Here is a 26,182-nt window from a genome sequence, read left to right as displayed (position 1 = left end):
CGGCGAAGCGCCGCCGACAGCGACAGCTCCGCCTTCGATCAGTGCTGTCCAACCGCTATCGACGACTCATCACGACAAAACAGGTAACTTAGGTCCGGCTAACTGGCGATGCTTTGTGAGGTACTGATACTTCGACCTCAAAACGGAAGATATCTCAGAAGAAAGAGTCTGGAGAAAGGGGCAGTACGGCGGTGCGAAGCTACAACAGCAGGGAGCTATCGAGATCACTGGATCTGGTGCGACGAATGTCGGCGCAACAGCGAGTGATGGAACGAGTGCCACGTTTGGGACAGTCACAAGCTTCCAAACAGTCGACTTTCCCGTGTCAGCGGGAACGTCGTCGATTGATTTCGACGGGAGTGGTGCGATTGACTTCGCACTCGACTACACCGAGCGTACGGCGACCGAGGACCCATCGATCGACATCGACGGCGACGGCACCGACGAGGCGACCCACACCGGGATCCTGATGAGCGGGGAGACGGCGACCTACCAGCTCTCGAATCTCTCTCCGGGATCCAAGACCGCGAGCGTCTCGACGGGCTACCAGGTCGACGCGACTATCGAGTATACGGAGCGATCAGCAACCCAAGATCCAGCGATCGATATCGACGGTGACGGGACCAACGAAGCCAGTTATAACGGACTTCTAAAGAACGGGGAGACATGGAGCCCGTCCTTCTCTGATCTCTCACCAGGTCCATACACACTTGAGGTTGGTATGGCTGGCGGGCCCGCTGACGTGGAGCTGGGGTACATAGAGACGACTGCCACGAAGGATCCAGGGATCGACGTAACCGGGGACGGGACGCCAGACGCCCAGTACTCGGGAGTTCTCTACCAGGACGAGACAGCGACAGTCTCACTCTCGGATCTGACGACGGGATCCCAGAGTGTAGAGGTGATCACGGGCGGTTCCCAGGTAGACTGGCAGATCGATTACGACCGCGTGGAGCACACGGAGAACCCCGGTCTGGACATGGACGGCGACGGAACGCCGGAGGTTCTCCACAGCGGGGTACTCGCTCCAGGCGAGACCATCAGCAAAGAGGTCTCGGATCTCAGAGACACGACGAACGCGGTGTACGTCGAGACCGCCTCGAGCACGACCACAGACGCGACGCTCCGCCTCGAGGAGCGAACCGAGACGGTCGCTCCCGAGGTCGTGGTCAACGGTGAGGCGACCGGAGGCTCCGCAGTGGGCCGACTCGAAGAGGGCGAGACGCGGGCTCTCCAGACAGACACAAGCTGGATCCAAGAGGGAGTCAACACGATCACCGTCCACGTCGGAGACGGATCGCTATCCGGGGACGCCCCAGCTCCCGAGGTGATCCTGGACTACCGCCACAGCGCACAGGTCCAGGTGGACACGACCTACACCGCTGGTGGGTGGCAAGAGAGTTACAACGTCAGCCACACGTTCGCAGGCGATCGTCAGGACGCACAGCTCCGAATCCCGTTCAGTAGCCGAATCTACGAGATCGAGACCGTGGAGCAGTCGGTCAACGGCGGCTCCTGGGAGTCGATCCCGAGCGAGGGGTGGACGCTCGAGAACGGGACCGAACTGGTCGTGCAACTGGACGACGGCGACGGCTCTCCTGGCGTGGAGGGCGGCGACACGATCGCCGTCCGGACGACCGGCCAGAAAGTGAAGGTCCAGAACGGCGAGATCTCGGTGACAGACCCGACCGATCCATCCGACTCCAGTCTCGACGCCGGGATCACGGTGGAGTCTCGAAGTCCGGGCTTCGTGATCGCCGTCGGCGGGACCGAGAGTGGCGACCGGGTTCACTATACGCACTCGGAGAGCTGGGAGAACCCAGACGAGACGGCAGTGATCGGGGCCCACGGCCAAGTAATGGAACTCCCGAACGCACCAGCGGGCGGATCGGCGCGTGTGACCACGATTCCGCTGGAGCCGATCGTCTCGGAGGGAGACGTGGGGATTCACGTGGCCGATCCCGACCAGCCCAGCCTCGAGATCGGACCAGGGACCAGCGGACCAGGCACGGACGTTACCTATCGCTGGTACCAGGTCCAGTCCGGTGAGCAGTACGGACTGTACAGTCTCCCGAGAGAGCGGTATCTGGAGAAGGCGGACGCCGGAACCGAGTACGTAGAGTTGGAGGACGACGACAGCGAGGAGGCGCTGGTTATCCGTCAACCGGATGGCAGTGCTGGCGGCTCTGGTGGATCCGGTGGCTCTGGCGGCTTCGTCGGGAGTGACGGCTCCTGGAGCGATCCGACCGACGGGATCCAGCTCCAAGAGATCGGCGTCGTCGTGGCGTGGGTCGTGTTCGTGCTGCTACTGATCGCTGCGACGGGACGCTCCCGCCTCTCCGGTCGACGGCGCTGGGCCGTTGTTGGCGTGGTCTCTGGAGGGACTGGACTGCTCTCGCTGGAGCTGATCCGTCCCGGATCGATCTCTGGAGCGATTAACTCTGGGCTCGCGGAGATCATTCCACTGGCCGGTCTGGCGGTGATCGGCTACGCCGGATTCAGTCTCTGGCAGTGGTGGCGGGCTCGTCGAGAGGAGGCACGGACACCGGAGACAGAGGTCACGATCGACGCGGGGAGTAACTAATGATCCTCAGAGACCTCCTCGAGCATGGAGTCCGGGCGATCGGGATCCAGGGAGTGAGCACTGTGGTGCTGGTCGGGCTGCTCTCCGTGGCGCTCTACGTCCACAAACTGAGCGCGGTCAGTGGACTGGTCGTGAACACGGGGGGAACCGTAGCGCACGACATGAAGGTGATCGCACTGGTGCTGGCGCTGCTGCTGGTGGCCGGCGTGATCTCCGCAGACGTGGGTCGGGCCCAAGAGATCGTCCACCTGGCGTGGGATCAGATCCAGAGCAACAGCCTACTCGAAGAGGTTCAGAGAGTCGTATGATCAGCGACACGATTGAAATGGTGATCTCTAGAAATGAGTGATTGTAATGCAAAATAGCGCACTCCTTGGAATGAAGCAGGGGAAAACAGGTGGATTTCGAATCCTTCTGTTGTTCCTCATTGGCTTCAGTATCGGCGTCTTCTGGGGTGTGCGTGGTCCAGAAATAGGAGCGCTCGAACAGATGGTACTCGAAAAAATGGGGGCTGCTGTCCCATGGTGAGAGAGATCTCGAGACGGTCTTTCTTGGAGGCAGCAGTCCTCGGAACAGGAGGTATTGCAGGGTGTATGGCGTCGAAAAGATTCGCAGGCGATCAGTCTGAGAGGAACTGGGGAATCAGCGGAAGAAGACAAAACATGTCTGGGAAAATAACACAGACCTTGTACGCAGAGTCGAAAGAATCGTTGGTCAAAGAACATCCGAATCCCGCAGATGGCTGGGGTGCAATCACTCGAAGTGACGGAGTCTATATTGCCCTTGAGGGAGAGTGGATACCGCATAATCAGAGTCCCTCATTCGGAGAAACAAAACATGAATCGATCAGTACAGGCGAGGTACTCAACAGTGACCTCGGCGACGCGGTTGACTACTCCGACCCGCGCTGGCTCCTCCGATCAGATTATTACGATTTTAAAACATCGTTTGAATCACTCGACGGATTTGACAATGTTACACAGGGATCTGGGATTATAGAGGCCAACTCGTTTTTTGTCACACTTAATACGGGTTCTACCTCTGGATCTGTTGCCCAAATCCGCAAAATCCCGTTCGTGGCAAATCCTCGACCGAACGATGCTGATAGAGACCGCATCTTCAAAATGCGGATCGAGATACTGGACAGTGATAGTGGCCGGGTCGATTACTATTCGTCTGGAGAAGTCGGGGAAGGGAGCCCAGGATTCGGATTTAAACTGAGTGGCGGAGACCTACTGGGCGTTGTTCATGACGGAGCATCAGAAACTACAACTACAATTATAAGCAACGTTGGGGCTCGGACAGTGGATTTACGTGCAGAGTTCATAGCTGGGGAGGAGGTGAATTTTTACAGTGGCGGTTACTCTGGTACAATTGACAGTGATCTTCCGTCAGGATCGCAGGGAAGCTTTGAGAAGGTCATGTACCTACGGACCGAGAACACAACGGCCGCCACGCGTCGTGTCCGCACGTCACAGTTCCGAGTTATTCAGCTCCCATGACAGTGGAAATTGAGTACTCCTTGCCACGACCATTAGCCCCCTCCGACTGGCAGGTCCACATGGCCGAGCAGATCGAGACAAACCAGGGCATCCCCATTGAGGAGATCACACGGACGCTCCGTGGGCACACGCTCATCGTTTCGGTCGAGACGACGCTTCCCGACGAGGCCGTCGAGAACATGCTGTCGGACATTGAAGACCATCTCCCTCAAGGGTGCGAGCACGTCGAGACACGCGAGGTCTGATCTGAACACAGCGTAAAACAACTATTTCTCTGAGTTCCACTCGAAAAACACGCTCCGGTAGCTCAGACAAGCACATGATCGTTCGACCTGAAAAGAAATTCCAGGTGAAAACCAGCCTGTCGGAGAGCAATCTGGTGGTTCCGAACCCCTTACTTCATCTTTCAACTGGACTCTGAGCGTTTCAGGCGGGCGGACGGGCGAAGGCGCGCGCTCTCCTATGGCTCCTGAAAGGGTACCCTTCCGAACCACCACGTAGTAGTATCGCAGCTACTGGCACTGTGAGGCTCGTAGACTGGCCGGACAGTCCACACTGGCGGTGGCGGTAGCGGGCCGCCGGTATGGCGGCCCGCGTTTTCTCCTCTCCCCCCAGGGGCACTTGTCGTAGGCCCCCTGGAAGGGACCGCCCCCAACACGGACCACCGAACGCGGCCCAGAGGCGGCCTCGAGCGGTCCGATCGCCCCGGTCAGCGACGGTAAAGGTACCAGAATAGTGGTAGAAAACTGGCGCGCTCCTACCGTTAACACCCCGGTGAAAGTGAATAGTGGCAAGAATACTTGGAATATAAGCGAGAGCTAACCAACACTGGGCGATTCTGAGGGTGACTGTTGGTTAAGACACGCGAAAAAGAAGAGAGCAGCAGCTACACGCCAGGCGGGCCACGCCGGCTACGCCGGCCTCAGTCGCCCAGGGTCGGATACGGATCTGTCCGGACCTGGACGTGGTCCTCTTGCACGGTCTCAGTCTCGAGGGCGACCGCCAGGTCCTGTGCAGTCAGCGGAAGATCTCCGAAGAGATCCCAGTTCTCGGTCTGATCGTTCGACGAGGATCCGAAGCTATCTTCCACTCCGTCAACGTCCTCGCCCCGATCGTCCCGATCGCCGTCCAGGTCGTCGTCGCGCTCACGACCGCCAGCTCGTTCGGCGGCCTCGAGGATCGCGTCCAGCTCCTCGTCGGTCCAGTCCTCGTGGCGATCGGACTGGGCGGGCGTCATTCCCAGTGTCCGCTTGAGGAAACGGGCCTCAACACGCCCCTCTCGCCGCTCTTTCCGATCCTCGGCGGTGTCGTTCGGATAGGTCTGGTCCAGTGCCTCGTGGGCGTCGTCCTCCCAGAATCGAGCGGAGAAGGTGACGAACGTACAGGAGTCCTGGATTCGCTTGAGGATTCCGGGCTCACCCCCGTCTCCACAGAGACGGGCGACGTGGCCCCGAACTGTCCCCTGGTGAAGACCAACGTCGTCGGCGATCTGCTCGTAGGTAGCGGTCCCCCGGCGTTTCACGGAGTGTAGTATGTCGTAGACGGCCACGGTATCGGCTTTCCTGGCTTCCGCGTAGAGACGCGGAATCAGGCTCTCGTAGTGGTTTCGGAGCCAGGCACGCCGACCCTCTGGGTGCTCCCAGCGGAGGAGATCGGCGTGGGGCCCCTCGCTCATTTCGTCCTGGAGGACATGCTCGGTCCCAACGTCAGCCCACTTCATGTGGGAGAGCAGGATCTCCTCGAGGACGCCGTAGATCTGTCCCCAGCGGTCGGCGTGATACGCCTGGCCGCTGGAGGGGCGTCCACGGAGACTGACCTCGATTTTCGGCTGATCCATCGGGTACTCCAGGTACTCGGCAGGAGCGTCTGGGAGGTAGAGCTTGATCTCGATCTCCTGGCCGTAGAGGATCGGGAAGCCCAGCTGGTCCCAGCCGTCCGTAGTGAGCTGAATGATCTGCCACTTCCCGTCCGAATGGATCGATCGCTCCTCGATATCTGCCTCGTGGCGAGCAAGAAGCTCAGAACTCTGGCGGATCACGTGAACGATCTCGTCGGCGACCTCCTCCATGACCCGGTGGTGACACTCCGCTTTCCAGAAGCGCCGAGAGTCATTCTGAATGTCCAGTTCGTCGACAGTGTAGCCCAGAACGTCGTCGACGAGACTGACCGATCGCTCCTCGATCTCGTCCGCGGAGTCCGCCCACGTCGTCTGGACGATCACTTCCGTTCCGGTTCCGAACGGGGGGCTCCAGTTCTCGGTGATCTCGCCGTTCGAAGCCTTCGCCAGATTCGGGTACTGTGGGCGGAGGACGACGTTCAGGGCTGTGTTCGGACTGGATCCCCAGCGGATCTCTCCGTCGTCGTCGACCGGCTGGAGCGTCAGGTTGTACTTGTACCACTGGCGGTGGTTCCCGGCGCTGGTGAGTGTCCCGAGCTCACACCGAGAGCTGTTCAGCGTGACAGCTACGCGCTCGTCCTCGTGCTGATAGTCGTCCTCGACGACGACGTACTCACGCTCTCGTCCACGGGAGTCCTCGATGGACACGATCTCTCCGCGTTCCTGTGCCTGGTACCAGCGGGCCCGAGCGTGCTGGTAGAGTGAGCCGTCTCCGAGGTCCCGATCTCCGTAGTCGTGGGGAATCTCCGATTCCGGAAGGTGGAGATCGTTCAGGACGTAGTGGAGGTTCGCGCCGTGGCGCGCTGGCTCCGGGAGAACCTCAGTCGTGGTCTCGATACCCTCCTGGCGGAGCAGCTCCTCGCCGTCGTCCTGAGTGGGGATCTTCGCGCCGGGCGGAGTGTCTAAGCTCACTGCTGATCCCTCCTGAACTCCACCGCGGCCCGAGTGGTCGGCCTCAGATTGTCCTCGTCTACGACCGTCACGAGCGTCCCGTTCCGACAGAGGAGCACCGTCCCGGTATGGCGGTGATATCTCACTTCGTCCGCCTCGAGGTCGTGGACGTGGAGTGGAACGCCGTCCATCCAGGCGTCCTCTGGCGACATGACCGGATCGTCAGATCGCTGGAGCCAGCGAGTCTCCTCGATGTGGGAACTCACCCGTTCGATCCCGGACATCTACCGCTCACCCCCCTGCTCGGTATCCGTTGTGACCGCGAGTGTTGCTTGCGTCGGGCCGGTCTCGACACTGCCTACCCACAGCTCTTCGGACGGATGGATCGGCGCGAGATCACCGCGCGTGTCCTCGCAGTGTGGTGAGAGGCGCGCGATGACGCTACCGACGTTCGAGGCGATCCACTGTCGAAGGATGTCGTCGAACTCGTGCGTATACCAGCCTTCCACGTCGTCGGGGCTGTAGCGATGGGCGCACATCGCGAGCGCCGCCAGGTCGCCCGTCGTGACTCGTCGCTGGGCTTTGATCACCGCCGGCTTCCGCGTGTCGCCGACCTCAAGGCGAGCCTGTTCGGAGTTCACCGCGATTCCTCCTGTTCAGTGTCCGTGTCTACAGCGCAGCCGTCCCAATTGTCGGTGGGTGCAAGAAGGGTTTTTACGCGCCGTTCCGTCCAACCTTGATATGGTCTGGAAGCTGCTCGGCGCTGGACTGATCGGGTGGTTCGCGAAAAGTGTGTGGGAAAAGCACGGCGGCAAAGTCGCCGAGCGATTGCCGATCGTCGAGAAGTTGGGTCTCGCCGAGAGCCCACCGACCGTGAAACGGAGAAAAGCGAGAACCAAGGTCCGGAAGGGGAATATTCGCCAAGACGACGATCAGTAACGCTCTGATCTCCGAGCATCTACTGCTCACCCCCCGACTGGTCGGCCCGATCACGGCGCTGGATCACGCGATCGGCGACCCGAGCGATCACGTCGGCGTGGCAGAGCTGGTGATCCTCGCCGGTCTCCTTGAGGCGGTGGCAGTAGCAGCCGAGAACCTCGCCGCGGAGGTCGTGGACCGCCTCACGTAGCTCTGGATCCTCCTCGAGGCGGGTCATGAAGGCGTGGACGAAGGCGGAGACAGATTCCTCCAGCGAGTAGTCACCACCGGCGCGCTCGGTCTTGAACGGGTTCCCCAGCCAGCCGGGCTTCCCGATCTCGTCCTGAGTGATCAGGTTCAGCTGACCGTCCGGTCCCGAGCGACCGGCGTTCACTGTGGTCTCGTCGTCCTGGATCACGTGGCCGACGTAGGTCCAGCGCGGGTGGCCGTCCTCGTAGCTCGTCGGCAGGTCCAGTTCGTCCACGGCGTCGGGCCGGTCTCCGCGCACGTCGTCGGAGACGGCGCTGGCGGGCGCACTGTCGGCTCCCGTGGCCGGGCTGGCACTCTCGTCCGTCGTCACGCCGGAACCGTCAGCGGCGGCACTGGAGTCCGCGATTTCGAGTGAGCGGTCGGCGGCCTCCAAGTCGTCGGAGTGGGCGGGGATCCACGCCTCCCCGTCCGGTCCGAGGTCGGCGCGGACTCCGACCATGCGGCTCGAGTAGGCCAGGGCCTTCGGCCCCTCCACCGTCTCCGGAATCAGGAGATCGTGGCTGTGGGACTCGTAGCCTCGTGATCGAACCCACTCCACGCCGCTGTCCTCGAGGCGCTCCCGGAGCTGGTCGTCCTGGAGACGGACGACCGGGACCTCCAGATCGCCGCGAGTGTGTTCGATCGGATCGCCAGAGGCGGGACAGACTACGTCACCGTGATCGTCCCGTTCGACCGCGCGGAGGGACGGCCAGCTTCGCGCTCCGAAGTCTTCGAGGCTCACTGGGATCCCTCCTGAGCGTCGGCAGGGCGGTATAGCCGTTCGCTGTTCACGTCCGTCTGGCACTCCAGGCAGAGGTCCTTGTGGCCCCCAGCGGGCTGGAGGTAGACGCGATGGTGTTCGGGGGCAACGGTGTCGGCACACTCGTCACAGGTGATCTGGCCGCCGTCAGCGGCGACGGCGGAGTCCGTAGAGATCTCGCGCCGGATCGTCTCGCGGACCTCCTCTTCGGAGGGCCCGCCGTCCCGGAGACTCCCCAGGTCACTGAATGCGGGCGCTGCTGGGCAGTTGTAGTAGACGTGGCGGCCAGAGCTGGTCCGCTGTCCGATCGGAACGCCACAGAGCGGACAGTTGGAGAGTGACGAGACCTGGTTTCCGTGCTCGTCAGTGTGGCGTTCGATCACGCCGACCACCCCGTGGTGGAGTCGGCTTTGTTCGGATCAATTCCTCTCAGGAATGATAAGATAGCGTTAAGATTCGCATGGGGTCGGAGGGCTCACACTGGGTGGCGTTTTCCGGTCCCCATCCTGCGGTTTCTAGGTTGCTGATATTGCTGAGTTTCATTGGTCTGAGTGTCTGTCGATGTCGAGCGCAGTTTCGGCTGCGCGGCGTCGTTTTTCGAACTCTTCCTCGGCCGTCGCCTGGTCGTAGTACTGGCGAATCACCGACGGCGTCGCGTTGACGCGCTCGGCGACGATCTCGATGCTGAGGCCACGGTTGAGCTGCCAGGTGATCGAGCCGGTCCTGACCCGGTGGGGCGATCGCGACGAGGGACACTTCGAAGCGTGACGTCGTTCGGTCCACTCACAGGAGGATCGGCGGCGGCCGTGCGGACACTCGGTCCAGAGACACGGCTGGGTCGCTCTGTAGGACCAGGAGCGCAACGTCGTGAACGACGGGCGACCCTGGCGGCCACAGAACAGCGGCTCGCGGCCGTACTCGTCGCGCTTGTCGGCGCGTTCCCGGACGATGTAGGTGTCCAGCGCCTCGCAGACCGGGTCGGCGATGCCGACGAGGCGTTCGCCCTCGGCCTTGTTTTTCAGCGGCGTGTCCGACGACGGCCGGTGACGGAAGTACAGCGACTGGTCGTCCTCGTCGTAGTCCTCCAGGTCGAGGGCTCGAAGGCCGCCCATCCGCGCGCCAGTGTGCCAGGCGACTTCGAGGAAGGCGTGCATCGAGACGCCGAAGTAGCGCTTGGAGTCTCGAAAGAACGCCAGCGCACTGGTCGCGTCCTCGGCCGACAGGAGCTCCTCGCTTTGCTCCTCGTTGCGGTCGAGCGTCGGAACGTCGATCGCTTCCGGGAGTTCGTGGTCGACGATGCCGACGTTGGCCGCGTACTTCAGGAACACCCGGAGCGTCGAGAGGTGTCCCTTGATCGTCGTCGGCGCGTGATCTTGCTCCCGGAGCACGAGGTCGTACTCGTCGATCTGCCAGGCCGTCAGGTCGTTCAGCGTCTCGATCTCGTTGGCCTCGCACCACTCGATGAACGGCTGGAGCCGACTCTCGTAGGACCGGAGCGTCCGATCCGTCGAATCCGTCTGTCGCTTGCGGAGGAATCGGTCGACGGCGCGGTCGACCGGCAGGTCGTCGGGTCCGTCGCTCATCCACCGACACCTCCGGCTGTGCCACAACAACCAAAACGGCGGTCTGTGTGTATCAACATGGGTCTCTATTCGTGACAGCAGGCGCGGTCTGGGTACCAAGCAGAGGCGCGCCCGCTGTCGACGGACCCTCCGGGAATCGAACCCGGATTTACCACCAGTGAGTCCACCGCATCGCGTCGGTGTACTGTGCTATCCGTCGCCGTCGGGGCTGACGGTCCCGTGACGTTCACTCGCCATCGAGCAGCACCTCCTTCGCCTGGCGGACCCGCTGGAGGTCCTCCTCACTGCCGCCGTGGTCGGGGTGGGCCTCCTTGACCCGTTCGCGGTAGGCCTGCTCGACCGCCTCGGGGTCAGCGTCGCGGTCGACGCCGAGCACGTCGTGGGCCGGTCGCTGGGCCACCACTGTCTCGTCGCCGCTGGGGAGGCGGGCGTTGGCGAATTCGCTCTCTCCGGTGACGACCGGGCGCTGCTCCATCTTGCGCTTCTCCCGGAGGTAGAGCCCGACCGCTCGGACGTTGCTCCGGAACTGCTGGTAGCGGTCGCAGGCGACCGCGAACTGGTCGCCGTCCATAGTCCACCGGAGGACGAAGCCGGGATCGTCCGGGTTCGAGTCCGCGTACGGGCGCTGGTCGCGCTTGCGCTGGGGCGCGGCGAAGCCGTAGCGGTGGTCGTCGACGCCGACCCGCTCCAGTTCGGTCTCCAGCTCGTCGAAAGCCTTCGCCAGGCTCACGCGGAAAGCGTTGTTCCGCTCGCGGTCCGTGGTGGGAGTGCGCTGGAGCGCGGGCGGCCACTCGAAGGTCATCGCAGCACCTCCCGGCGCTCGGCGATCGCTTCGGGCGGTCGCGTGGCTATCTTTGAAATACCAGAACGGCACACAGACGAACCGATGTCAGACGACTCACAGACGGAGATACACGAGACGCGGAAAGTACGCGAAGACGGCGCATCCATCGTGGTGACGATCCCACAGGCTGCGGTCGAGCGATCGGGGATCGAACCCGGCGAGCAGGTCATGGTCAGCAGCTTCGAAGACGGGCCGGTCGTCTTGCAGCCCTGGAGCGAAGACGACATCCGCGGGATGCGGGACGACGACTGAATCGTCATTCTGAGGGTTCCTCCTCGGAATCGACGTCAGCAGTAACGCGTCGGATGTGTTCTTCCACTGCGCGAACGGCCGACTCGGCCTGCTCCTCCACAGCCTGTCGGAGTTCGTCGTCGAGCTGCTCGCTCTCGTCCTGGTCGCTCATCGTCCATCGCCTCCGTCGGCGCGGGCCGTCGGCGCAGCGTCGGCCTCGCGGCCCGAGATCGCCGCCACACTCTCGACATGAGCCTCGAACGTGTCGCGGCCCGCGCCGGTCAGTCGATAGGCGTTCGTCCGGTCGTCGACGGCCTCGACCTGGATCAGACCGTCCTCGGTGAGGGCGTCGAGGTTCTGGTACAGCCGGCTGTGGTTCACGGGGTCGCTGTAGCGCTCGCCGAGCCACTCCTTGAGCGCGAGTCCGTAGGGCAGTTCGTCGTCGGCGTCGAGCGCGACGATCGCGTGCAGTAGATCCCGCTGGAACCCCGTGCGGTCGAACCACGTCGTCATGCGTCGCCTCCGTGCATACCTGAAGCCTGGACGACTGGGCTTGAAAGGCTGCGGCGGGCGGGTGACCGAATCGGGGCCTCGTTCGTGGTGGTTCGGCGGAGAGTCGCTTTCCGTCCAGTTTTCGGGCGGCTGACGGATGACCGAATCGTGACCGAATGTGATCGAATCGGTCGCGGGCTGGTGGCGCGGCGATCGTCGACTCGGTTCGAGCGGTGCGACTGTCGATACGTGGTGTTCCTGGTCATGACGAATCACACGTGAGTGCGCTGACGGTCAGCTGGCCGAGCGAGTGGCCGCAGGGGTCGGCGGCGTATCCCGCCGGCCCGTCGCAGGCGATGCCGTCGAGCGGGGTCCCGCAGACGGGGCATCGGCCGATCGAAGACTGTGCGTCGGTCGGTTGGGACCTACTAAGTCCCTGGAGTGCGTCGGTTTGCATGCGTTGCAGTGCAGCTTTCACGGCGTCCGCGACCTGACCGCGGGCGTCGTCGATTTCTGACGCCTTCGACACCATGATAGCTACAACTATCACGTGTGTAGTAGCAGTACTTATTTCTTTGGTAGCCATAGCACTCATATATGTGGTTGCTAAAGCTGTCTTCTGCACGGGTCAACACAGACATTAAACGGTTCCTTTGTGTCATTCGGGCCAAATGCGCCCAGTTCACGGAATGAGGGACGCAGATCGCCCTATTTTGGAGATCTTGGACGAATCTGGGCTTGCACTTCGAGCCACGAGTATCCGCTATAATCTAAGGACTCGGTACGACACTGAAGTAGCCGAAGCTACACTCTATCGGCGGCTGAAGGTTCTCACCTACGCGGGTGTCCTTGAGAAGGAGGACGACACTTACTATTCAATCACCGAGCTTGGTCAACGGTATCTCGACGAAGATCTGGGTGATGAGGAGGTTGCCGAAGTCAGTCAGCGATTACAAGAAGGACCTGGTAACTGAGAGAGAGAACACTTTGCGAGGGCCGATTTGTGTGGTCAGAAATGATGTAATGATGAGAGTCACTGCACCATATTGAGAATTCTTTTTATTTCTCTTTCCTGATTTTGATTGAACTCCTGCTCACCTATCCATCCTTCAATTTCTGAGAAATTCCAGCTAATGCTATCAGACTCATCGTGCACCGTCTCGAGTCTAGACTCTTCAGTAGAATAGTCCATATCGAGCATTATTTTACTCATGATGGACATAACAAGTGATATTGAAACTAAATTATCTTCTTGAGTTACTTGTATCGCATTTTTCGATTCTTTGAGAGCTGATTCATACTCTTGCAAAATCAAATGTAGCTCTGACAGATTCACCCTAGCATATGAGCTTTTGTTATCTATTTTGATTGACTTTTTGTAGTCAGATTTAGCTAATTCGTACTCAGACAGACGAACAAATGAGACTCCGCGGTTCTGGTAAAAATGAGAACGGTCACCATCGATTTTGATGGCTTCTGAGTAATCCTCCACCGCTTGTTTATAATTTCCATTATTCTCATGAGCCAATCCTCTGGAATGGTAAAATTCCCCGACGTTGGGTTCCAAGCGAATAGCCTGAGTGAAATCTGAAATAGCATTATCATATTTTCCAATCTCGCGATATGTGTTTCCCCTATGATGATAACATCTAGCATTCTCCGGATTTTCTTCCACAGCTTGACTAAATAATTCTAGGGCAGAGTGGTGGTTGCCTTGAGCTCGTTCTTTTCTACCCTGCATTACTAAGTCAAGAGATTCTGGCCCGCCTTCTTCCACAACTTCTCTTAATTGATCTGATCGCTCTTTGGCTCGCTCTTCAATCCTATCTGGATTTGGAACCCGGAATCCATCGTTATTATTCAAATAACTATATATTTTATTGAATGTTTCTTCGGACCCATTTATTTCTACAACGAACGCATTGCTCTTTTTCAATATTTTCTTAACACGCTCTGAGATGTCGTCAATATCAAGGGTACACCAGAATAGCCCATAGTCGGGAATCTCGAACTCTTCATCCTCGAATACCTGCATAATCGAGTCGTCTTCTCCACTGTATCCGAGAACAATCATCCCGTACTCCTGCAGCACAAGCGACATCGCACGCTCGATATTTTCTTCGAGATCAGCAGTTTCGTCGGACGTGTTCTGAATGTTGTTATAGAGATAATCGCCATGTAGTTTGATGATTGCTGGTCGATCCCGAGTCAGCTGAAATTGCGACGCGATGACGTTGTGATCGACGACGAGCGGTTTGTCCTCCAGAAAGAGATAGAACGCGTCGTAGAGGAGATCGTCGAAATTGGGGGTCAGTGTGACCGGCACATATCCAGAACCATCTTCATCGTCGTCTTCTCCGTTCAATCCGGTCATCATGCTCGCCAAGACGATATGACCGAAATTCGGATCGGCATCTTCGACTAAATCTTCGATGAAGTGACGACGTTCTCCGACGGTCTTGTGGCGCTGTTCGAACCAGAAGCCGTACTCACCTTCGTCGTCGCTCATCTCCTCGGCTTCCTTCTGCTCGACCCATTCCTCTCGACCCTCGTCGGGATCGACGATCTCGTATTTCTCTTCCCGCCATTGTTCGATGAGCATCCCTGCCGTCGGCACGTCGTGCACGGAAGTTCCGGCACCGATCAAGAACGAGTAGTGGCCAGCACACTGCATCACAGCGTCGGCGAGTTCTTCGACAGAGGCGTGGACCAGCTCCCCCTCGTCGGCATCGTCGTCAGTCATCTGTTGGATGACACTCCGTTTGAACTGCTCTGATAAAATAGTGATTCAATCAATGTAGCAAGTCCGTTTATCACATCAGGCGTCGAATTCAGCGGAGTATTTCTACTCGTCTTCTCTTTCGTGGTACCAGGCCTCAATCAGCTGGTCTAACAGCTCTTCGATATACCCAGATATGTATTTCAGAAACATACCTATTGAGTGAAGATGTACACGTGATGCTAACCGTGTTAGCATCTCAGTATCTGACTCGGTAAAGATAGCCGTCGTGAGCAGATCATCTGGGAGGTGCTCGACCGTATCCTCCTGGACAACCATTGGGCAATGATGAACGATATCATTCCGTTTGTCCCAGAGAAAGTCCATCTCTGCGTCATTGAGCCCAATTTCACCTACTTTCATCTGTTTTGCCTTTCCTGGGATCTCGACTTTTTGCTCTGGATTGAATGTCTCGTCGATCCCCTGATTCTGAATCTCTTTATATACTTGTTTGAAGCTCACGTTTTCAGCGTCCAACCCCAGTGTACCCTTCCCTTGCCGATTCTCCAGCAGTTTTCCGAGATACTCTAGCGTCGAACAGACATTTCTGACAAACCCGTAGAGGAAGACGTAGCCATGGCTGGAGAGGTGAGTAAATACCAATCGCTCAGAAAACCCGATGCTCTGAGCGACGGAGAGCATCCGGAAGTAGTGCTTGAGAAGTTTGTTTAGTTTGTACAACTGTCCCAGTTTAGCCTGGATAATCTCAGAAGACGTTTCCTCACTGACCGATTGGAGGTGAAGACATTGCTCGTAGTAGTCCCCTGCCTTCTCTTGGAGTGTGTTCAGGACTGGAAAGTATTGATTTTCCCGAACCAAGCGATCTCGGTTTTGAATTGTGTCGATAAGCCTCTCGGACAGGGCCGAGGCCTTAGTAACGAGTTCTTCTATATCAGAAACAACTTCAAACTCCTTTCTACTGGCATTTGAATAGAGTGTCGTCCTATCGTTGTCCACTTCGACATAGATCTCTTCTCTGTGCCGATCGTATCGGTATTCTGGATTGCTTTCCATCGCTTATTTTAATCACTCTGCGCACACTATTTGCCAATTCATATTTTCCTTGCATATGATGGTCAGGACCCGATAGAACTACTCGTAGTAGTCCTCGACGGTCGGGAAGTCGGCCGTCCACTCGGTGAAGTGCGTGAGTTCGCCGACCTCGTAGCGAAGCCGCCACTGGCACGCGTCGACCGTCGGGCCGCTGTGTGCGTCGTCGCGGGCGTCGGCCTCGCTCATCGTCCGTTGTCTCCGTCAGCCCGCGCCGTCGGCGCAGCGTCGGACTCGCGGCCCGAGATCGCCGCCACGCTCTCGACGTGAGCCTCGAACGCGTCGCGGCCCGCGTCGGTCAAGTAGATCGCGCTGGAACCCCGTGCGGTCGAACCACGTCGTCATGCGTCGCCTCCGTGCATACCTGAAGCCTGAACGACTGGGCTTGAAAGGCTGCGGCGGGCGGGTGACCGAATCGGGGTCTGGTTCGGGGTGGATCGGCGGAGCGTCGCCGTCCGTCCGGTTTTCGGGCGGCTGACGGATGACCGAATCGTGACCGAATGTGATCGAATCGGTGGCTGAATGCGCGGGCGGTGCGACTGTCGATACGTGGTGTTCCTGGTCATGACGAATCACACGTGAGTGCGCTGACGGTCAGCTGGCCGAGCGCGTGGCCGCAGGGGTCGGCGGCGTATCCCGCCGGCCCGTCGCAGGCGATGCCGTCGAGCGGGGTCCCGCAGACGGGGCATCGGCCGATCGAAGACTGTGCGTCGGTCGGTTGGGACCTACTAAGTCCCTGGAGTGCGTCGGTTTGCATGCGTTGGTGCGGCCAACGCGATGCCTGTGCTGGAGACACGGGCGTCGACCCCCGTTTTCAGGGAAGTCGTAGCCCCGAGAGGCATCGCGCCGACCGTGGTGAGTAGATATCTGGCCATAGTAAAATAATTTTGGGTAGATATATGGCCACAGATATAAGATATCTACCCAAAGTGGTTTGAAACGGGTGGGATTATTTTACGTCGAAATGACGAACGACTGTGTCACGCCGCCATCGAGCCCAATGGATGACTGGTAGAGACGATATCATCCTCGAATTCCTCGACGAGAGCGGCGCAATTCTGAACAAAAAGGCGCTCGAGATCAATCTCAACGCCGAGGACGCGGGGATCTCGTACTCGACAATTCAGCGACGCCTTCCCAAGCTGAAGGAGGCGGGGCTTGTCGAACTGGTGATTGAGGAGGGCACCTGGTACCGGATCACGGATCGCGGGCAAGCGTATCTACAGGGTAAAGCCGATCTTCGGGACGAGCCCGAGCCGAACGCCTGACCCGCGCCGGCCGCGAGTCAGTACGACCGGTGGACGCTCGACGCCGTGCTTCGAGACGTGGAAGGTGTGCCGCCGGAAGTGCTGCGGGAGTCGGTGCTGGCCGGGTTGACGTTGCGAAAGACGCCGTCGCAGGGCGAGTACGAGCACGTGGCTGCTACGGTGTAGTCCTCTTAGAGAGTACTAGTCAGCGAAATACCGCCGTGCCTGAGATAGTTGGCTAGCGAACTTTTGTTCAATCTACAACCTACTGGTCTTCGTACACCCTGTTCTTTGAGTATGCGAGTTGAGCTGCCAATTAAATACGTGAGATCTATGTCAGGCGACTTTCGTCAGGATCAAGCCTTTTGTAATCCATATCGTCGGTCACAAGGCCTTTACTCCTCCATAACAAACCTGTATCTGTAAAAGAGCTGAAAGAGCACACTGCAGTCACACAAGCTATGAAAGCCAAACGCGTCCTCCCCCTCGCACTACTATACACGGCGGGTGGACACATCAAGGGTCGAACGCGGTTCCAGAAGCTAGCTTTTCTATCGGATCAAGAGCTTGAGGACTACGACATTGACCCGTACGACTTCATCCCATACGACTACGGGCCCTTCGACGACAGTCTCTACGATAATCTCGAATTCCTGGAAAAAAAGGGACTGATTGAATCCAAGGAAAAGCCGACGTACGGGGGTGACACTCGATACGATTATCGTCTCACTGAGCGAGGGAAAACGACATTTGAAGAAAACATGCCCACTGATCAATTAGAAGATGATGAAACGGCATTCGAGGATCTCTCAGAGGACCAGAACAAAACCCTCACGGAAGGCGAGCGAAAGCTATACCAGATTTACCAGGTTGCCGAGCAGGTAGTCGAAGAGTACAATGGCTACCCAATTTCGAACCTCATTGATATCGTCTACGATGAATACCCTGAGTACGCAAAGAACAGCATATACTGACTCCGCTTGCTACAGAGAACTATTTATCGAACCATCGCTTTAACGATTCAGCAGTCTTGATTGCTGTCTCAATATCTCCGTTCTCGGATTGTTCTGGTAATCCACTCCTCAGCTGAGATATAGTTCCGATAATCTGTTTCCGCTTAGTTTCTTTTCTGGAGAGCTGGTAGCGGTAGAGCTGGTAGTAATACTGGTAACGGAGTTGTGATGGTACCTCCCGCAGCCTCCATAGATTCGAGCGCCATTTGGCAATAAATCCAATCAACCAGTTTCCTCTTTTATCTGGTTGGGATGGCTCCATCTCTGGGAATCTTACCTGAGAAATGTCTCGGTAGTGGTGGTACGTCTCACCGAGTGGCTCGTCATCTTTTTCGGGGAGTTTCTTGGTTGCTGCAAACAGCAGTAGGTCGTTGTCTTCTGAGGGGGAGCCGATGCGATCGAGACGGCCGTGAATCTCTTGTCCGTTCTTCGTGATGACTTCTATCGGTTCTCCATAACTTCCATTTGCGACAGCGGTTTCCCATGGTTGTTCGAGCTCGTATCGGAGCCTCCCCTTCCCGTCTTCTTTATTGTAAATGAACGTACCATAGAGATAGCCAGCAAGCCATGCGAAAACCGATTGGCCAAAAATGAATCCAATAAGACTCAGAGCGGTGGTTTCTGAGAAGCTCCCGGTCATGACTGCGTAGTCCCGGCTGAAGCCAAGCACTCCGGTAAGATCGTAGTGGAGGCCACCTGGAACCAGGTTGTACCATATAAGAACAATGTAGTACAGGACTCCGAAGCGGTTGAGAATCAACATCAACGCCAAGGAGACACTCCCGCCAACGACTGCCGAGAGAATCTTGTCGAGACGGGACATTGTGTCTAGTTGGACGCTTCCTCGGAGATATCCTTGTAGCGCCATGAACCCGGGAACCAACAAAAATGCAAGGTAAATGAGATTCAACCCCAGAAGTGACCCACCCGTCGCAGATTGCATAGATTAGGTAGCTATTTTCACGTGAGTGAAATATGTCTTGGGTAAGTAATCTATTCTTAGCACTGGCCAGATCAACCACAATTAGACTACATGTAATGAATTATATAAAGGATTCTAAAGACATATTAACAAATTTCAATATATCATCTCGGCCGTATCCTCGCGATTTGTTTCCGTTTTCCATATGTGGACGATGGCCAACCTCTAGCTTTCCATCATTTTCAAGAATTCTCAGGGCATCTCGATAGTGTGTTATTTTGAACACATTTTTGTCCAATGTTTGTTCAAGCAAGTTCTGGAAAACGATTTCTTCACCCTTGTACCGCGAGTAGAGGTCATCAGCAAAGTCAGCAATCCGTTTCTCGAAGTCATCGGTTTCACCGAATTCAGCGAATGACATTTGTTCCTCTTCGTATCCCGTGTGATCTGGACCTAAATACGCGAATTCGTCTTCTGCGCCAGCATTAAACATCGTCTCCTTCATGACTTTGAGCCCCTGCCAGTGGTTTGTGACGTGAATTAGGTAGTAGCAGACCTGCCTCTTTGTTTCTTCCACCATTTCGAATGGCATAGTAAATTTTGCATCTGCTTCATGTTTGAGCTGGTGTTGGTAGAATGAAGAGAATTGCTCCGCACGCTCATCTTTCCCTAAGTCTGGCGTGACCAGATTTTGCCATTCATTTGTTCCTAACGCTGCTGTTATCGCCTTCTGGTGACTTGGGTCTCCCATCCACTGTGCCATCTTACCAGCCATAAAAGTAATTAAAAGCTCCAGACTCTGATCCCGCAACTGATACAGGTCCGAAATCAGTTCAAACGGGATATTGCCGTATCCGAATGGATCGATAAATATCAGCGATGGGGGTGGGGACTTGTACCTATGATTATCAATAAATGCTGTAGCCCACTTTTCGAATTTCCCTGGAATGCACTTCGGATTTATTCTATCGTCTATCTTTTTCTCTTTCTCTCTGACTGACTTTTGCAGCTTATCGAAATTCTCCGGGTTGTATTCGACGAATATACAATCAAACGAGTTTAGTCTCTCGTCGATCCCGTACGTTCCAGAAAGCATCTTATCCGCCATATCCATCGCTATAAGTGGTGACCCCCTCGAACCATCTGGATACCGGCCAGGTCCTGCAAAACCATCAACAAATAGTAATTCAGACTCAACCGTACTGACCTTCTTAATCCAAGGATTGAGATATAGACTGAGAATCCGGTGTTTCATCTCAGTCTGCCCCTTTTTTCTTAGCTTGCGTTCATCACTGTCTTCGTGCATATCAAATCAAGAGAAACTACGTTAGTTGAGGAGCAGTTTGGATATGTGGAGATACTTTTGCAATAACATAAGTTCAACGGACAAACCAACCAACGCAGAGAATATCTGTAACCTGACCCTCACTGTTTAGCCTTTTCCTGTGGGTATGCCGGTAAAGGCGCATGAGGAGTCTCCCGATCCGCAAATTCCTCGGGCGACTGACGATCTCGCCACGACTGGAGCCACACCGCTTCCTCGTCGGAAACGTGCTTGATCAGCTGTTTGTCCGGCCATAGATGCACCGGCAAATCCAGTTCCTGCCCGATCTCCTGTACCCAGCGCAGATGATTCGTCGCGTACTCCACCCATCGCTCGCGACTTCGCAGCGCGTCCAGTTCGTCTGCCAGCTCATCCTCACCAGCATCACGAGCGGCTTCGACGGTCATCTCGAAGTTCCCACCGCGGGGATTGATCGGTTCGTGGAAGACGACCGCTGGATCACATTCAGAAACCCGTTCTAACTGCTCTCGAAGATCGTCCTTGTCCTGTGTCGGGTAGGTCGGACTCATGCTCACGTAGGTCTGGACACCGTATTCGTTGAACTCTTTGAGACCACGCAGTCGATGTTCCGGGGCTGGCGCACTCGGTTCGATCGCCGCCACCTGATCGGTGTCCATGCACGGAATCGAAGACCCGATCGTCACGTATTCGCCACCTTCCTGGAAGACATCGAGGTCCTGCAAGGCGAGTATTGGATTCCGGGTCAACACTCGCGCGTACTTCTGGTGACTCGTCAGTGCGTCGACGACGTTCCGGGTGATCTTCCCTGCCCGACCGTCCATGTAACAGTCCGTCGAAAACGAGATGCCGACAACGCCCTGCCCCCGCTCAGTTTCGCGCCACTTTCGTTTTCGGTCGAGGTGCCCGTCGAGGCGCTCTCCCAGACCGTCGCGATAGAGAACATAGTTTCCCCATTCCTTCTGACCGTTATCTACGTCGGCCTCCTCTTTCAGCATGTCCGGCCGTGTTCGGATGTTCGGCGTCGACGGAACGTAGCAGAACTTGCAGCCGTGCCGACAGCCGGTCGCGACATTCACGACGTAGTCACACAGATGCTTGCTGTTGAGACCCGACTCGCTCAGGATGGCCTTCGTCGGATCTTCCCCCGTGCGAACGCTGTCGTGATTGTCGGTCATATTTGTCTTGTCCCACAAAATTCGGTCGATGCCCAAATGTGTTGGCCTCTGCAGGCGTCCGTTCCACTTTCACTTTCACTCCGGATCCCCCTCGATATTATAAAAATAGGGTATCATGTCTCTAGTGGGACCCACCCATGAAACTGGAAACTGAGCGGGACCCTGACGGCGGTTGGTACGATCGGTTCGTCCAGCTCGTCGACGACGAAGGACAGGTCGTCGAAGAATTCGGGAAGAATCCCACGCTCAACGAACTCCGCGAAGCGGAGCGTCGCCACGGTACCCGTATCAATCTCTGGCAGCAGGGACTCGTCTGTCACGACTGCGGGAACCAGATCAATGACCGATTCAGTGCCCAGCAAGACGGCAATCTCCTGTGCTGGGACTGCGCGACCAGCGCCGAGAGTCACGAACAGGGTGGGCTACGAACCAACGCAGACCCGACTAAGACTGTCCTGAGCGAGTCGAAACTCCATAAAAAGAGTCTCTGTGACTACGTGATCAACGTCGCAACCGGCTGTCGGCACGGCTGCAAGTTCTGCTATGTCCCGTCGACACCAGCTGTAGACAATCGCGACGAAATGCTCGATGATAGAGCCAATGTCGATGATCCACAGCAGGACTGGGGCGACTACCTCCTCTACCGCGACGACCTCCCTGAGCGTGTACATCAGGGTCTAAAAGAGACCGACTTCTCAAGCTGGAAGACAACAGATCGCGGCCGAGGGATTGTGATGCTCTCCAGTGGCACGGACTGTTACCAGGATCGCCGCGCTGCACAAATCACACGTGGATGCGTCCGTGAGCTTATTGAACACGATATTCCAACTCGAATACTCACCCGCAGTCCGAACGTCACACGTGACATTGACCTGTTCAAGCAGGCCGACAGAAATCTTACCGTAGGTTCCTCAATCCCGAGTTTCGATACAGCCCTTGTCAGTGTTCTAGAACCGAATGCACCGCCACCGATGGCTCGGTGGGAAGCACTGAACGATCTATTTGAATCTGGTGTGCCCCGTTTCGTGTCGTTCTCACCTACCTATCCAACGATGGATCGGGATGATATTCACGAAGCTCTGAGTTGGTTCTCTGCGGTTGATCCCGAGGTCGTGTTCCACGAACCGATCAATCCCCGGGGAATCAACTTCGAGATGTGCATCGAAGCACTGGAAGAGAACGAACTGCAGTCTGAAGCAGACCAATTCCGAGAATTGCAGGAGAGAGAGAACTGGAGAGAGTATGCTCTCAACCAGATCCAGATGGTACGCGACGTAGCAAATCGGTTCGATAATCTGAGTATCCATACCTGGCCCAGTCACGATCTCGTTGAGATGACTCATGGAACTCAAAAGCAAGAGCTCAAACAGATCCGTCAGCAGATCTCGCCTGAGCCGTTTGCAGAATAGCCTACTGCCTCCGTAACCGTCAGCCGCAAAAATGAGGAAACGTACGGCCCTATTTACAGCAACTCCGGTGTATCACTGGGTCCGCAGACAACAATATTCGCTGATGATGACTCGGTAAATTCGTCGATCAGCTGAACACCATCGTCGACCACGGAGTCTGGTACAACAAGGGTCCGCGTGTACCCCGGCTCCGAGAAGTCAGCGAGCTGTTCGAGTGCGTCACCATCTAGTGAATCTCCTGTCTCGACCTCGACGACAATGTTGTTGTCCTCGAAGCCCTCCAGAACGAGATCCGGCACATGATCTGTGCCCGGAGTAGCCGAGCGCGGATTTCCGTCTGCATCGACATCAATATGATCGGTGTAGATCGATGAGTTTGGATGTGCCGCGCCGGAAACCGCCTGAAAGGTTTCCTCGACGACGTCGTCGTGGTCTTTGTTTGTCTTGCTCAGCCTGTCCAGGACGTATCCTGCCGCGATCGTACCAACAATAGCGAGTCCAGTGCTCATTGTGTCTCTGTCTCCGTTGCTTTCAGTGGGAGACAGTCGTTTGGTATGTGTGATTAGATAATAAAAGCTCGTTAACCAGAGTGAAAGTAATAGACGGTAGGCTATACCGCCACTTCTCAGCTAACCGAGGAATGTTGGGCTCAAGAGTTTGCTCCTTCGTTGTGACTGGGTTTTATGTAATGTGCAGAGTAGGTGTGAGCTATGACCCTCCAGCAGATTACTGCTGATGACATCGCAGGCTGGGAATCTCTCGATGATATCGCTTCTTCTTTCGAGAAACGTGGGCTGAAGCCACAGGAGTAACTTGGCGAGGACAACGAACTCGTTCTCCATCTCACCGACACAGAGTTCATTGTGATCGTCGAGATTCTCGAGATCTTCCTTGATCAGATCAAATCCAGAGAGGTCGAAGTAGCCGATAGCGATGCGAATCTCCTCACAGTCTGGAATGACCTTCCGGTACGTGTCTTCGAGGGTCCACTCAGAATTGTCGACGAGTGGATTGAGTGAGAGCATAGCTGAGATAGTTGTGATATCCGCAGCAACCTGTTGAATATTTCGCCGGTTTTAGTCGACAGCATGCGACTGGACACCATACGACTGCTACCGGGTCATTCAGCTCGTTTGAATACTATTTTGTACTATCTTTCCGACGAGCAATGATATCATGACTCCTCTTGACATAATCATCCAATTCGTATTGTCTCTGCTGTTTAGCGTGCTACTCTCGGTTCTGATCGGATTGCCAACTTACCTCTTCCTGTCCAGAACAGACCAGACTATAGCACGAACCGCCTCTACTCTGTTCGCAGATGTAGAGCGCAAAACACTGCTAGCCAAGTCAATTCGAACTGCGATCATCGGCGGTATCGTCGGTGGGGTTGCATTTGCTGCCCTTGGACCGGCAATCACACCTGGAATCTATGACGCACAAGTAGAGTCTGGCCTCGTACAACAGCCGACACCAGAGATCGGTGTGTATGATGTTGGGGAACCGCCAGCATCTGCTCTGCATCAAGCGGGCTTACCTGAGAACGATTCATATTCCAGATATATGCTGAATATGAGCCTCAGTGGGCGGCGATCCATTGAAAACTACAATCTGAACATCCGGTTCGATGGATGTGTTGAAACAGCGTCGCTCGGGATTACAAACTTTGACTCCGCTGTCCTGACCAACCAGTCCGATCGGGTCCAGGTTGGTGAATTCAGAAACCGTCCAGCCAATTCGACCTGCTACGGTGCGGTACAGATTGATGACTTTACACCCTCTAACGAAGCAATATTCGTATTTATTGTAGATCACACACCTGAGTCCCCTCCGCAAAATATGTACCCTGAACCACAGCAATCTGGGTCTGTTTTGATGACAGATTCCTATTCATGGACCTTCAACGGTCGTCAGTACCACAACCGTGCTGAGTTACAGATCCATCAAATGAATACGACATCTACAAACGAAAAATAACATCGGGCTCAGACGGGGGCAGCACGACTTTACATGCTACTCCGACTCGTTGAGTAACGCGCCGAACCGCACCAACATCTCTGCTCCTTGCTCCGCACTCGTCGCCAACTTGTATCCATCCTCACCTTCTTCAACAACCCTAAGACTCGGGTGCGCCAACAGCACGAGCGACGACCGAATCCGATCCTCATCTGGCACCCCACCGTCGAGCATCCCGGTCAACACGTGACGTAGTTCCCCAGCAGTGTAGGCCCCATCACCGCGCTCCAGCGCTTCCATCACCGACACCAGCTCGTCCGCTGCCTGCCGTCGCTCCGTGATCGCTTCGTCGATCTCATCCATACGATCGTCCAGGAAGGCACCGGGCTCGAACAACACCGACGCGACGAATTCGGGCCGGAGCCCGAACTCCTCGTGTCGTTCGACCAGCCCTCGCAACCGAGCAGCGCTCACGAGCACCAGCCCGTCCCGGTTCGCGTCGTCGATCGCGGCGGGCGTGAAACCGGGCGCGACGACGACGGCGTATTCAGCCCCCCGACTCTCTTGATGCCCTCGAATGCGGCTGGCATCCGGCGACTGGAGTTGCCCGTTGCCGCGGGCCTTCACCTCGACGATCGCCTCGACTGGGCTCGTCAGTTGGACGTCCGTGTCGTCGCCGCCCTCGATCCACTGCGCTTCGAATCCGAGCCGGGAGAACGCTTCCGCGACCAGCTGCTCGAACTCGTCGTAGGCGTCGCCGTTCTTGCTCGCTGCGACGAGGCGCTCGCCGAAGTCCGCCGTCTCCTCCTCGTCGTCATCGTCAGGATCGTCGTCGACGTGGTGGACTCGCGACCCGGAGTCGGTCAGTTCGTTGATCGCGGTTTCGACGGACTCGTGTTCGGCCTCGACGCGTTCGATGCGATCGTCGGCGACGCGAGTGAATCCCTGGGGACGGTACCCGCTCTCGTAGCCGACCAGCTCGTTGAACGGCGCTACGTCGACGTCGATCTCCTCGAAGTCGGTGAAGAAAGTCAGGTACTGCCAAGGGTTGTCCAGATCCCACGGATTGCCTTCGAGGTCGTAGAGGTGCTCCGCGAGAGCCAGATCATCGCGCTTCGACAGGACTCGCGCCTGGGCGATGAAGCCGCCGTCGCGGTACACCAGTACGAGATCCCCCTGCGAGACCTTCCGCCACTTGTTCGCGACCGAGGTCCCCCAGACGCGAATCGGCTCGTCCTCGCTCGCTCGTGCCGTGAAGTCCTCCGGTAGGAAGTCGGCGAGCTCCGCGGGCTCGTAGCCCTCCTGCACCGATCTGAGATAGTCCTGATACGCGTCCTCCCGCCCCGCGGTGAAGATCACGATGCCGGTCATTTC

General features: G+C 56.9%; 31 protein-coding genes. 11 read left to right on the top strand and 20 right to left on the bottom strand.

Annotated elements, in window-relative coordinates; translation table 11 throughout:
* The first annotated feature begins 322 nt into the window (after window positions 1-322).
* The 4 genes from IL252_RS11405 to IL252_RS11390 all read left to right on the top strand — a co-directional run bounded on the left by IL252_RS11405 (window position 323) and on the right by IL252_RS11390 (window position 4,331).
* Complete coding sequence (locus IL252_RS11405) at window positions 323-2,584, top strand: hypothetical protein (protein WP_208628103.1); 2,262 nt, start codon at window positions 323-325, stop codon at window positions 2,582-2,584.
* Window positions 2,584-2,892: a hypothetical protein gene (locus IL252_RS11400; protein WP_208628102.1), complete on the top strand. Its 309-nt coding sequence runs from the start codon at window positions 2,584-2,586 to the stop codon at window positions 2,890-2,892. Before IL252_RS11405 ends, IL252_RS11400 begins: the two co-directional genes overlap by 1 nt.
* 243 nt (window positions 2,893-3,135) lie before the next feature.
* On the top strand, window positions 3,136-4,086 hold the full coding sequence (locus tag IL252_RS11395) for a hypothetical protein (protein ID WP_208628101.1): 951 nt from the start codon (window positions 3,136-3,138) through the stop codon (window positions 4,084-4,086).
* Window positions 4,083-4,331: a hypothetical protein gene (locus IL252_RS11390; RefSeq protein ID WP_208628100.1), complete on the top strand. Its 249-nt coding sequence runs from the start codon at window positions 4,083-4,085 to the stop codon at window positions 4,329-4,331. Before IL252_RS11395 ends, IL252_RS11390 begins: the two co-directional genes overlap by 4 nt.
* 677 nt (window positions 4,332-5,008) lie before the next feature.
* Here the strand turns inward: IL252_RS11390 and IL252_RS11385 are convergent.
* The 3 genes from IL252_RS11385 to IL252_RS11375 are packed head-to-tail and all read right to left on the bottom strand — an operon-like array spanning window position 5,009 to window position 7,515.
* On the bottom strand, window positions 5,009-6,895 hold the full coding sequence (locus tag IL252_RS11385; protein ID WP_208628099.1) for a hypothetical protein: 1,887 nt from the start codon (window positions 6,893-6,895) through the stop codon (window positions 5,009-5,011).
* Entirely contained in the window at window positions 6,892-7,158 is a 267-nt protein-coding gene (locus tag IL252_RS11380) for a hypothetical protein (RefSeq protein WP_244257078.1), read from the bottom strand. Before IL252_RS11380 ends, IL252_RS11385 begins: the two co-directional genes overlap by 4 nt.
* Window positions 7,159-7,515 carry a hypothetical protein gene (locus IL252_RS11375; protein ID WP_208628098.1) on the bottom strand — a complete coding sequence of 119 codons (357 nt, stop codon included), beginning with the start codon at window positions 7,513-7,515 and terminating at the stop codon, window positions 7,159-7,161.
* Window positions 7,516-7,615: 100 nt separating this feature from the next.
* On the opposite strand from IL252_RS11375, the gene IL252_RS11370 reads away from it, so the two are divergent.
* Complete coding sequence (locus IL252_RS11370; RefSeq protein ID WP_208628097.1) at window positions 7,616-7,813, top strand: hypothetical protein; 198 nt, start codon at window positions 7,616-7,618, stop codon at window positions 7,811-7,813.
* 19 nt (window positions 7,814-7,832) lie between these two features.
* Here IL252_RS11370 and IL252_RS11365 read toward each other — a convergent pair whose 3' ends face one another.
* The 4 genes from IL252_RS11365 to IL252_RS11350 form a co-directional block, all read right to left on the bottom strand.
* Entirely contained in the window at window positions 7,833-8,783 is a 951-nt protein-coding gene (locus IL252_RS11365; protein ID WP_208628096.1) for a DUF4326 domain-containing protein, read from the bottom strand.
* Complete coding sequence (locus tag IL252_RS11360) at window positions 8,780-9,184, bottom strand: hypothetical protein (protein ID WP_208628095.1); 405 nt, start codon at window positions 9,182-9,184, stop codon at window positions 8,780-8,782. The genes IL252_RS11365 and IL252_RS11360 overlap by 4 nt, the downstream gene beginning before the upstream one ends.
* Before the next feature lie 156 nt (window positions 9,185-9,340).
* On the bottom strand, window positions 9,341-10,384 hold the full coding sequence (locus tag IL252_RS11355) for a site-specific integrase (RefSeq protein WP_170094382.1): 1,044 nt from the start codon (window positions 10,382-10,384) through the stop codon (window positions 9,341-9,343).
* Window positions 10,385-10,610: 226 nt separating this feature from the next.
* On the bottom strand, window positions 10,611-11,186 hold the full coding sequence (locus tag IL252_RS11350; RefSeq protein WP_208628094.1) for a J domain-containing protein: 576 nt from the start codon (window positions 11,184-11,186) through the stop codon (window positions 10,611-10,613).
* 84 nt (window positions 11,187-11,270) lie between these two features.
* Here IL252_RS11350 and IL252_RS11345 point away from each other — a divergent pair, with 84 nt between their 5' ends.
* Window positions 11,271-11,480 carry a hypothetical protein gene (locus tag IL252_RS11345; RefSeq protein WP_208628093.1) on the top strand — a complete coding sequence of 70 codons (210 nt, stop codon included), beginning with the start codon at window positions 11,271-11,273 and terminating at the stop codon, window positions 11,478-11,480.
* A 4-nt stretch (window positions 11,481-11,484) separates the two neighbouring features.
* On the opposite strand, the gene IL252_RS11340 is transcribed toward IL252_RS11345, so the two are convergent.
* From IL252_RS11340 to IL252_RS11330, 3 genes are all read right to left on the bottom strand, one after another.
* Window positions 11,485-11,631 (bottom strand): hypothetical protein, encoded by a 147-nt coding sequence (locus IL252_RS11340; RefSeq protein WP_208628092.1) that lies wholly within the window; start codon window positions 11,629-11,631, stop codon window positions 11,485-11,487.
* Window positions 11,628-11,972, bottom strand: a complete 345-nt coding sequence (locus IL252_RS11335) for a PadR family transcriptional regulator (protein ID WP_208628091.1) — start codon at window positions 11,970-11,972, stop codon at window positions 11,628-11,630. The genes IL252_RS11340 and IL252_RS11335 overlap by 4 nt, the downstream gene beginning before the upstream one ends.
* A 241-nt stretch (window positions 11,973-12,213) precedes the next feature.
* Window positions 12,214-12,483: a hypothetical protein gene (locus IL252_RS11330; protein WP_208628090.1), complete on the bottom strand. Its 270-nt coding sequence runs from the start codon at window positions 12,481-12,483 to the stop codon at window positions 12,214-12,216.
* Between the two features lie 139 nt (window positions 12,484-12,622).
* On the opposite strand from IL252_RS11330, the gene IL252_RS17830 reads away from it, so the two are divergent.
* Window positions 12,623-12,925, top strand: coding sequence for a winged-helix domain-containing protein (locus IL252_RS17830; protein WP_369334728.1), 303 nt, complete (start codon window positions 12,623-12,625; stop codon window positions 12,923-12,925).
* A 59-nt stretch (window positions 12,926-12,984) separates the two neighbouring features.
* Here IL252_RS17830 and IL252_RS11320 read toward each other — a convergent pair whose 3' ends face one another.
* The 4 genes from IL252_RS11320 to IL252_RS11305 all read right to left on the bottom strand — a co-directional run bounded on the left by IL252_RS11320 (window position 12,985) and on the right by IL252_RS11305 (window position 16,537).
* The gene (locus tag IL252_RS11320) at window positions 12,985-14,694 is read right to left on the bottom strand and encodes a tetratricopeptide repeat protein (protein ID WP_208628088.1); all 1,710 of its coding nucleotides are present in this window, start codon (window positions 14,692-14,694) and stop codon (window positions 12,985-12,987) included.
* A 102-nt stretch (window positions 14,695-14,796) separates the two neighbouring features.
* Window positions 14,797-15,744 carry a hypothetical protein gene (locus IL252_RS11315; protein ID WP_208628087.1) on the bottom strand — a complete coding sequence of 316 codons (948 nt, stop codon included), beginning with the start codon at window positions 15,742-15,744 and terminating at the stop codon, window positions 14,797-14,799.
* A 78-nt stretch (window positions 15,745-15,822) separates the two neighbouring features.
* The gene (locus IL252_RS11310; protein ID WP_208628086.1) at window positions 15,823-15,969 is read right to left on the bottom strand and encodes a hypothetical protein; all 147 of its coding nucleotides are present in this window, start codon (window positions 15,967-15,969) and stop codon (window positions 15,823-15,825) included.
* A 373-nt stretch (window positions 15,970-16,342) separates the two neighbouring features.
* Complete coding sequence (locus IL252_RS11305) at window positions 16,343-16,537, bottom strand: hypothetical protein (protein WP_208628085.1); 195 nt, start codon at window positions 16,535-16,537, stop codon at window positions 16,343-16,345.
* Window positions 16,538-16,784: 247 nt separating this feature from the next.
* Between IL252_RS11305 and IL252_RS11300 the strand changes: the two genes are divergently transcribed.
* Window positions 16,785-17,048: a winged helix-turn-helix domain-containing protein gene (locus IL252_RS11300; RefSeq protein ID WP_208628084.1), complete on the top strand. Its 264-nt coding sequence runs from the start codon at window positions 16,785-16,787 to the stop codon at window positions 17,046-17,048.
* Between the two features lie 440 nt (window positions 17,049-17,488).
* Complete coding sequence (locus IL252_RS11295; protein WP_208628083.1) at window positions 17,489-18,001, top strand: PadR family transcriptional regulator; 513 nt, start codon at window positions 17,489-17,491, stop codon at window positions 17,999-18,001.
* A 19-nt stretch (window positions 18,002-18,020) separates the two neighbouring features.
* On the opposite strand, the gene IL252_RS11290 is transcribed toward IL252_RS11295, so the two are convergent.
* From IL252_RS11290 to IL252_RS11280, 3 genes are all read right to left on the bottom strand, one after another.
* On the bottom strand, window positions 18,021-18,983 hold the full coding sequence (locus IL252_RS11290; RefSeq protein ID WP_208628082.1) for a hypothetical protein: 963 nt from the start codon (window positions 18,981-18,983) through the stop codon (window positions 18,021-18,023).
* A gap of 100 nt (window positions 18,984-19,083) precedes the next feature.
* Entirely contained in the window at window positions 19,084-20,268 is a 1,185-nt protein-coding gene (tcmP, locus tag IL252_RS11285; protein WP_208628081.1) for a three-Cys-motif partner protein TcmP, read from the bottom strand.
* Between the two features lie 119 nt (window positions 20,269-20,387).
* Window positions 20,388-21,443, bottom strand: coding sequence for a radical SAM protein (locus tag IL252_RS11280; protein ID WP_208628080.1), 1,056 nt, complete (start codon window positions 21,441-21,443; stop codon window positions 20,388-20,390).
* Window positions 21,444-21,580: 137 nt separating this feature from the next.
* On the opposite strand from IL252_RS11280, the gene IL252_RS11275 reads away from it, so the two are divergent.
* Window positions 21,581-22,852, top strand: coding sequence for a radical SAM protein (locus IL252_RS11275; protein ID WP_208628079.1), 1,272 nt, complete (start codon window positions 21,581-21,583; stop codon window positions 22,850-22,852).
* A 53-nt stretch (window positions 22,853-22,905) separates the two neighbouring features.
* On the opposite strand, the gene IL252_RS11270 is transcribed toward IL252_RS11275, so the two are convergent.
* A complete protein-coding gene (locus tag IL252_RS11270; protein ID WP_208628078.1) occupies window positions 22,906-23,361 on the bottom strand; it encodes a hypothetical protein in 456 nt (151 codons plus the stop codon).
* Between the two features lie 120 nt (window positions 23,362-23,481).
* Entirely contained in the window at window positions 23,482-23,877 is a 396-nt protein-coding gene (locus tag IL252_RS11265) for a hypothetical protein (protein WP_208628077.1), read from the bottom strand.
* Window positions 23,878-24,028: 151 nt separating this feature from the next.
* Here IL252_RS11265 and IL252_RS11260 point away from each other — a divergent pair, with 151 nt between their 5' ends.
* The gene (locus IL252_RS11260; protein ID WP_208628076.1) at window positions 24,029-24,829 is read left to right on the top strand and encodes a hypothetical protein; all 801 of its coding nucleotides are present in this window, start codon (window positions 24,029-24,031) and stop codon (window positions 24,827-24,829) included.
* A gap of 36 nt (window positions 24,830-24,865) precedes the next feature.
* On the opposite strand, the gene IL252_RS11255 is transcribed toward IL252_RS11260, so the two are convergent.
* Window positions 24,866-26,179, bottom strand: coding sequence for a restriction endonuclease (locus IL252_RS11255; protein WP_208628075.1), 1,314 nt, complete (start codon window positions 26,177-26,179; stop codon window positions 24,866-24,868).
* Between the last annotated feature and the right edge of the window lie 3 nt (window positions 26,180-26,182).

This window comes from Halomicrobium sp. IBSBa (genome assembly GCF_017612575.1).
Taxonomy (GTDB): domain Archaea; phylum Halobacteriota; class Halobacteria; order Halobacteriales; family Haloarculaceae; genus Halomicrobium.
This window is presented reverse-complemented; position numbering and strand designations above follow the sequence as displayed.

Coding starts and splice junctions, on each gene's coding strand:
- IL252_RS11330 (WP_208628090.1), bottom strand. CDS start 12,483: ATGGTGTCGAAGGCGTCAGAAATCGACGACGCCCGCGGTCAGGTCGCG.
- IL252_RS11265 (WP_208628077.1), bottom strand. CDS start 23,877: ATGCTCTCACTCAATCCACTCGTCGACAATTCTGAGTGGACCCTCGAA.
- IL252_RS11270 (WP_208628078.1), bottom strand. CDS start 23,361: ATGAGCACTGGACTCGCTATTGTTGGTACGATCGCGGCAGGATACGTC.
- IL252_RS11380 (WP_244257078.1), bottom strand. CDS start 7,158: ATGTCCGGGATCGAACGGGTGAGTTCCCACATCGAGGAGACTCGCTGG.
- IL252_RS11275 (WP_208628079.1), top strand. CDS start 21,581: ATGAAACTGGAAACTGAGCGGGACCCTGACGGCGGTTGGTACGATCGG.
- IL252_RS11310 (WP_208628086.1), bottom strand. CDS start 15,969: ATGAGCGAGGCCGACGCCCGCGACGACGCACACAGCGGCCCGACGGTC.
- IL252_RS11400 (WP_208628102.1), top strand. CDS start 2,584: ATGATCCTCAGAGACCTCCTCGAGCATGGAGTCCGGGCGATCGGGATC.
- IL252_RS11390 (WP_208628100.1), top strand. CDS start 4,083: ATGACAGTGGAAATTGAGTACTCCTTGCCACGACCATTAGCCCCCTCC.
- IL252_RS11290 (WP_208628082.1), bottom strand. CDS start 18,983: ATGCAATCTGCGACGGGTGGGTCACTTCTGGGGTTGAATCTCATTTAC.
- IL252_RS11315 (WP_208628087.1), bottom strand. CDS start 15,744: ATGGAAAGCAATCCAGAATACCGATACGATCGGCACAGAGAAGAGATC.
- IL252_RS11370 (WP_208628097.1), top strand. CDS start 7,616: ATGGTCTGGAAGCTGCTCGGCGCTGGACTGATCGGGTGGTTCGCGAAA.
- tcmP (WP_208628081.1), bottom strand. CDS start 20,268: ATGCACGAAGACAGTGATGAACGCAAGCTAAGAAAAAAGGGGCAGACT.
- IL252_RS11255 (WP_208628075.1), bottom strand. CDS start 26,179: ATGACCGGCATCGTGATCTTCACCGCGGGGCGGGAGGACGCGTATCAG.
- IL252_RS11350 (WP_208628094.1), bottom strand. CDS start 11,186: ATGACCTTCGAGTGGCCGCCCGCGCTCCAGCGCACTCCCACCACGGAC.
- IL252_RS11335 (WP_208628091.1), bottom strand. CDS start 11,972: ATGACGACGTGGTTCGACCGCACGGGGTTCCAGCGGGATCTACTGCAC.
- IL252_RS11305 (WP_208628085.1), bottom strand. CDS start 16,537: ATGCAAACCGACGCACTCCAGGGACTTAGTAGGTCCCAACCGACCGAC.
- IL252_RS17830 (WP_369334728.1), top strand. CDS start 12,623: ATGCGCCCAGTTCACGGAATGAGGGACGCAGATCGCCCTATTTTGGAG.
- IL252_RS11280 (WP_208628080.1), bottom strand. CDS start 21,443: ATGACCGACAATCACGACAGCGTTCGCACGGGGGAAGATCCGACGAAG.
- IL252_RS11355 (WP_170094382.1), bottom strand. CDS start 10,384: ATGAGCGACGGACCCGACGACCTGCCGGTCGACCGCGCCGTCGACCGA.
- IL252_RS11345 (WP_208628093.1), top strand. CDS start 11,271: ATGTCAGACGACTCACAGACGGAGATACACGAGACGCGGAAAGTACGC.
- IL252_RS11295 (WP_208628083.1), top strand. CDS start 17,489: ATGAAAGCCAAACGCGTCCTCCCCCTCGCACTACTATACACGGCGGGT.
- IL252_RS11260 (WP_208628076.1), top strand. CDS start 24,029: ATGACTCCTCTTGACATAATCATCCAATTCGTATTGTCTCTGCTGTTT.
- IL252_RS11300 (WP_208628084.1), top strand. CDS start 16,785: ATGACTGGTAGAGACGATATCATCCTCGAATTCCTCGACGAGAGCGGC.
- IL252_RS11340 (WP_208628092.1), bottom strand. CDS start 11,631: ATGAGCGACCAGGACGAGAGCGAGCAGCTCGACGACGAACTCCGACAG.
- IL252_RS11320 (WP_208628088.1), bottom strand. CDS start 14,694: ATGACTGACGACGATGCCGACGAGGGGGAGCTGGTCCACGCCTCTGTC.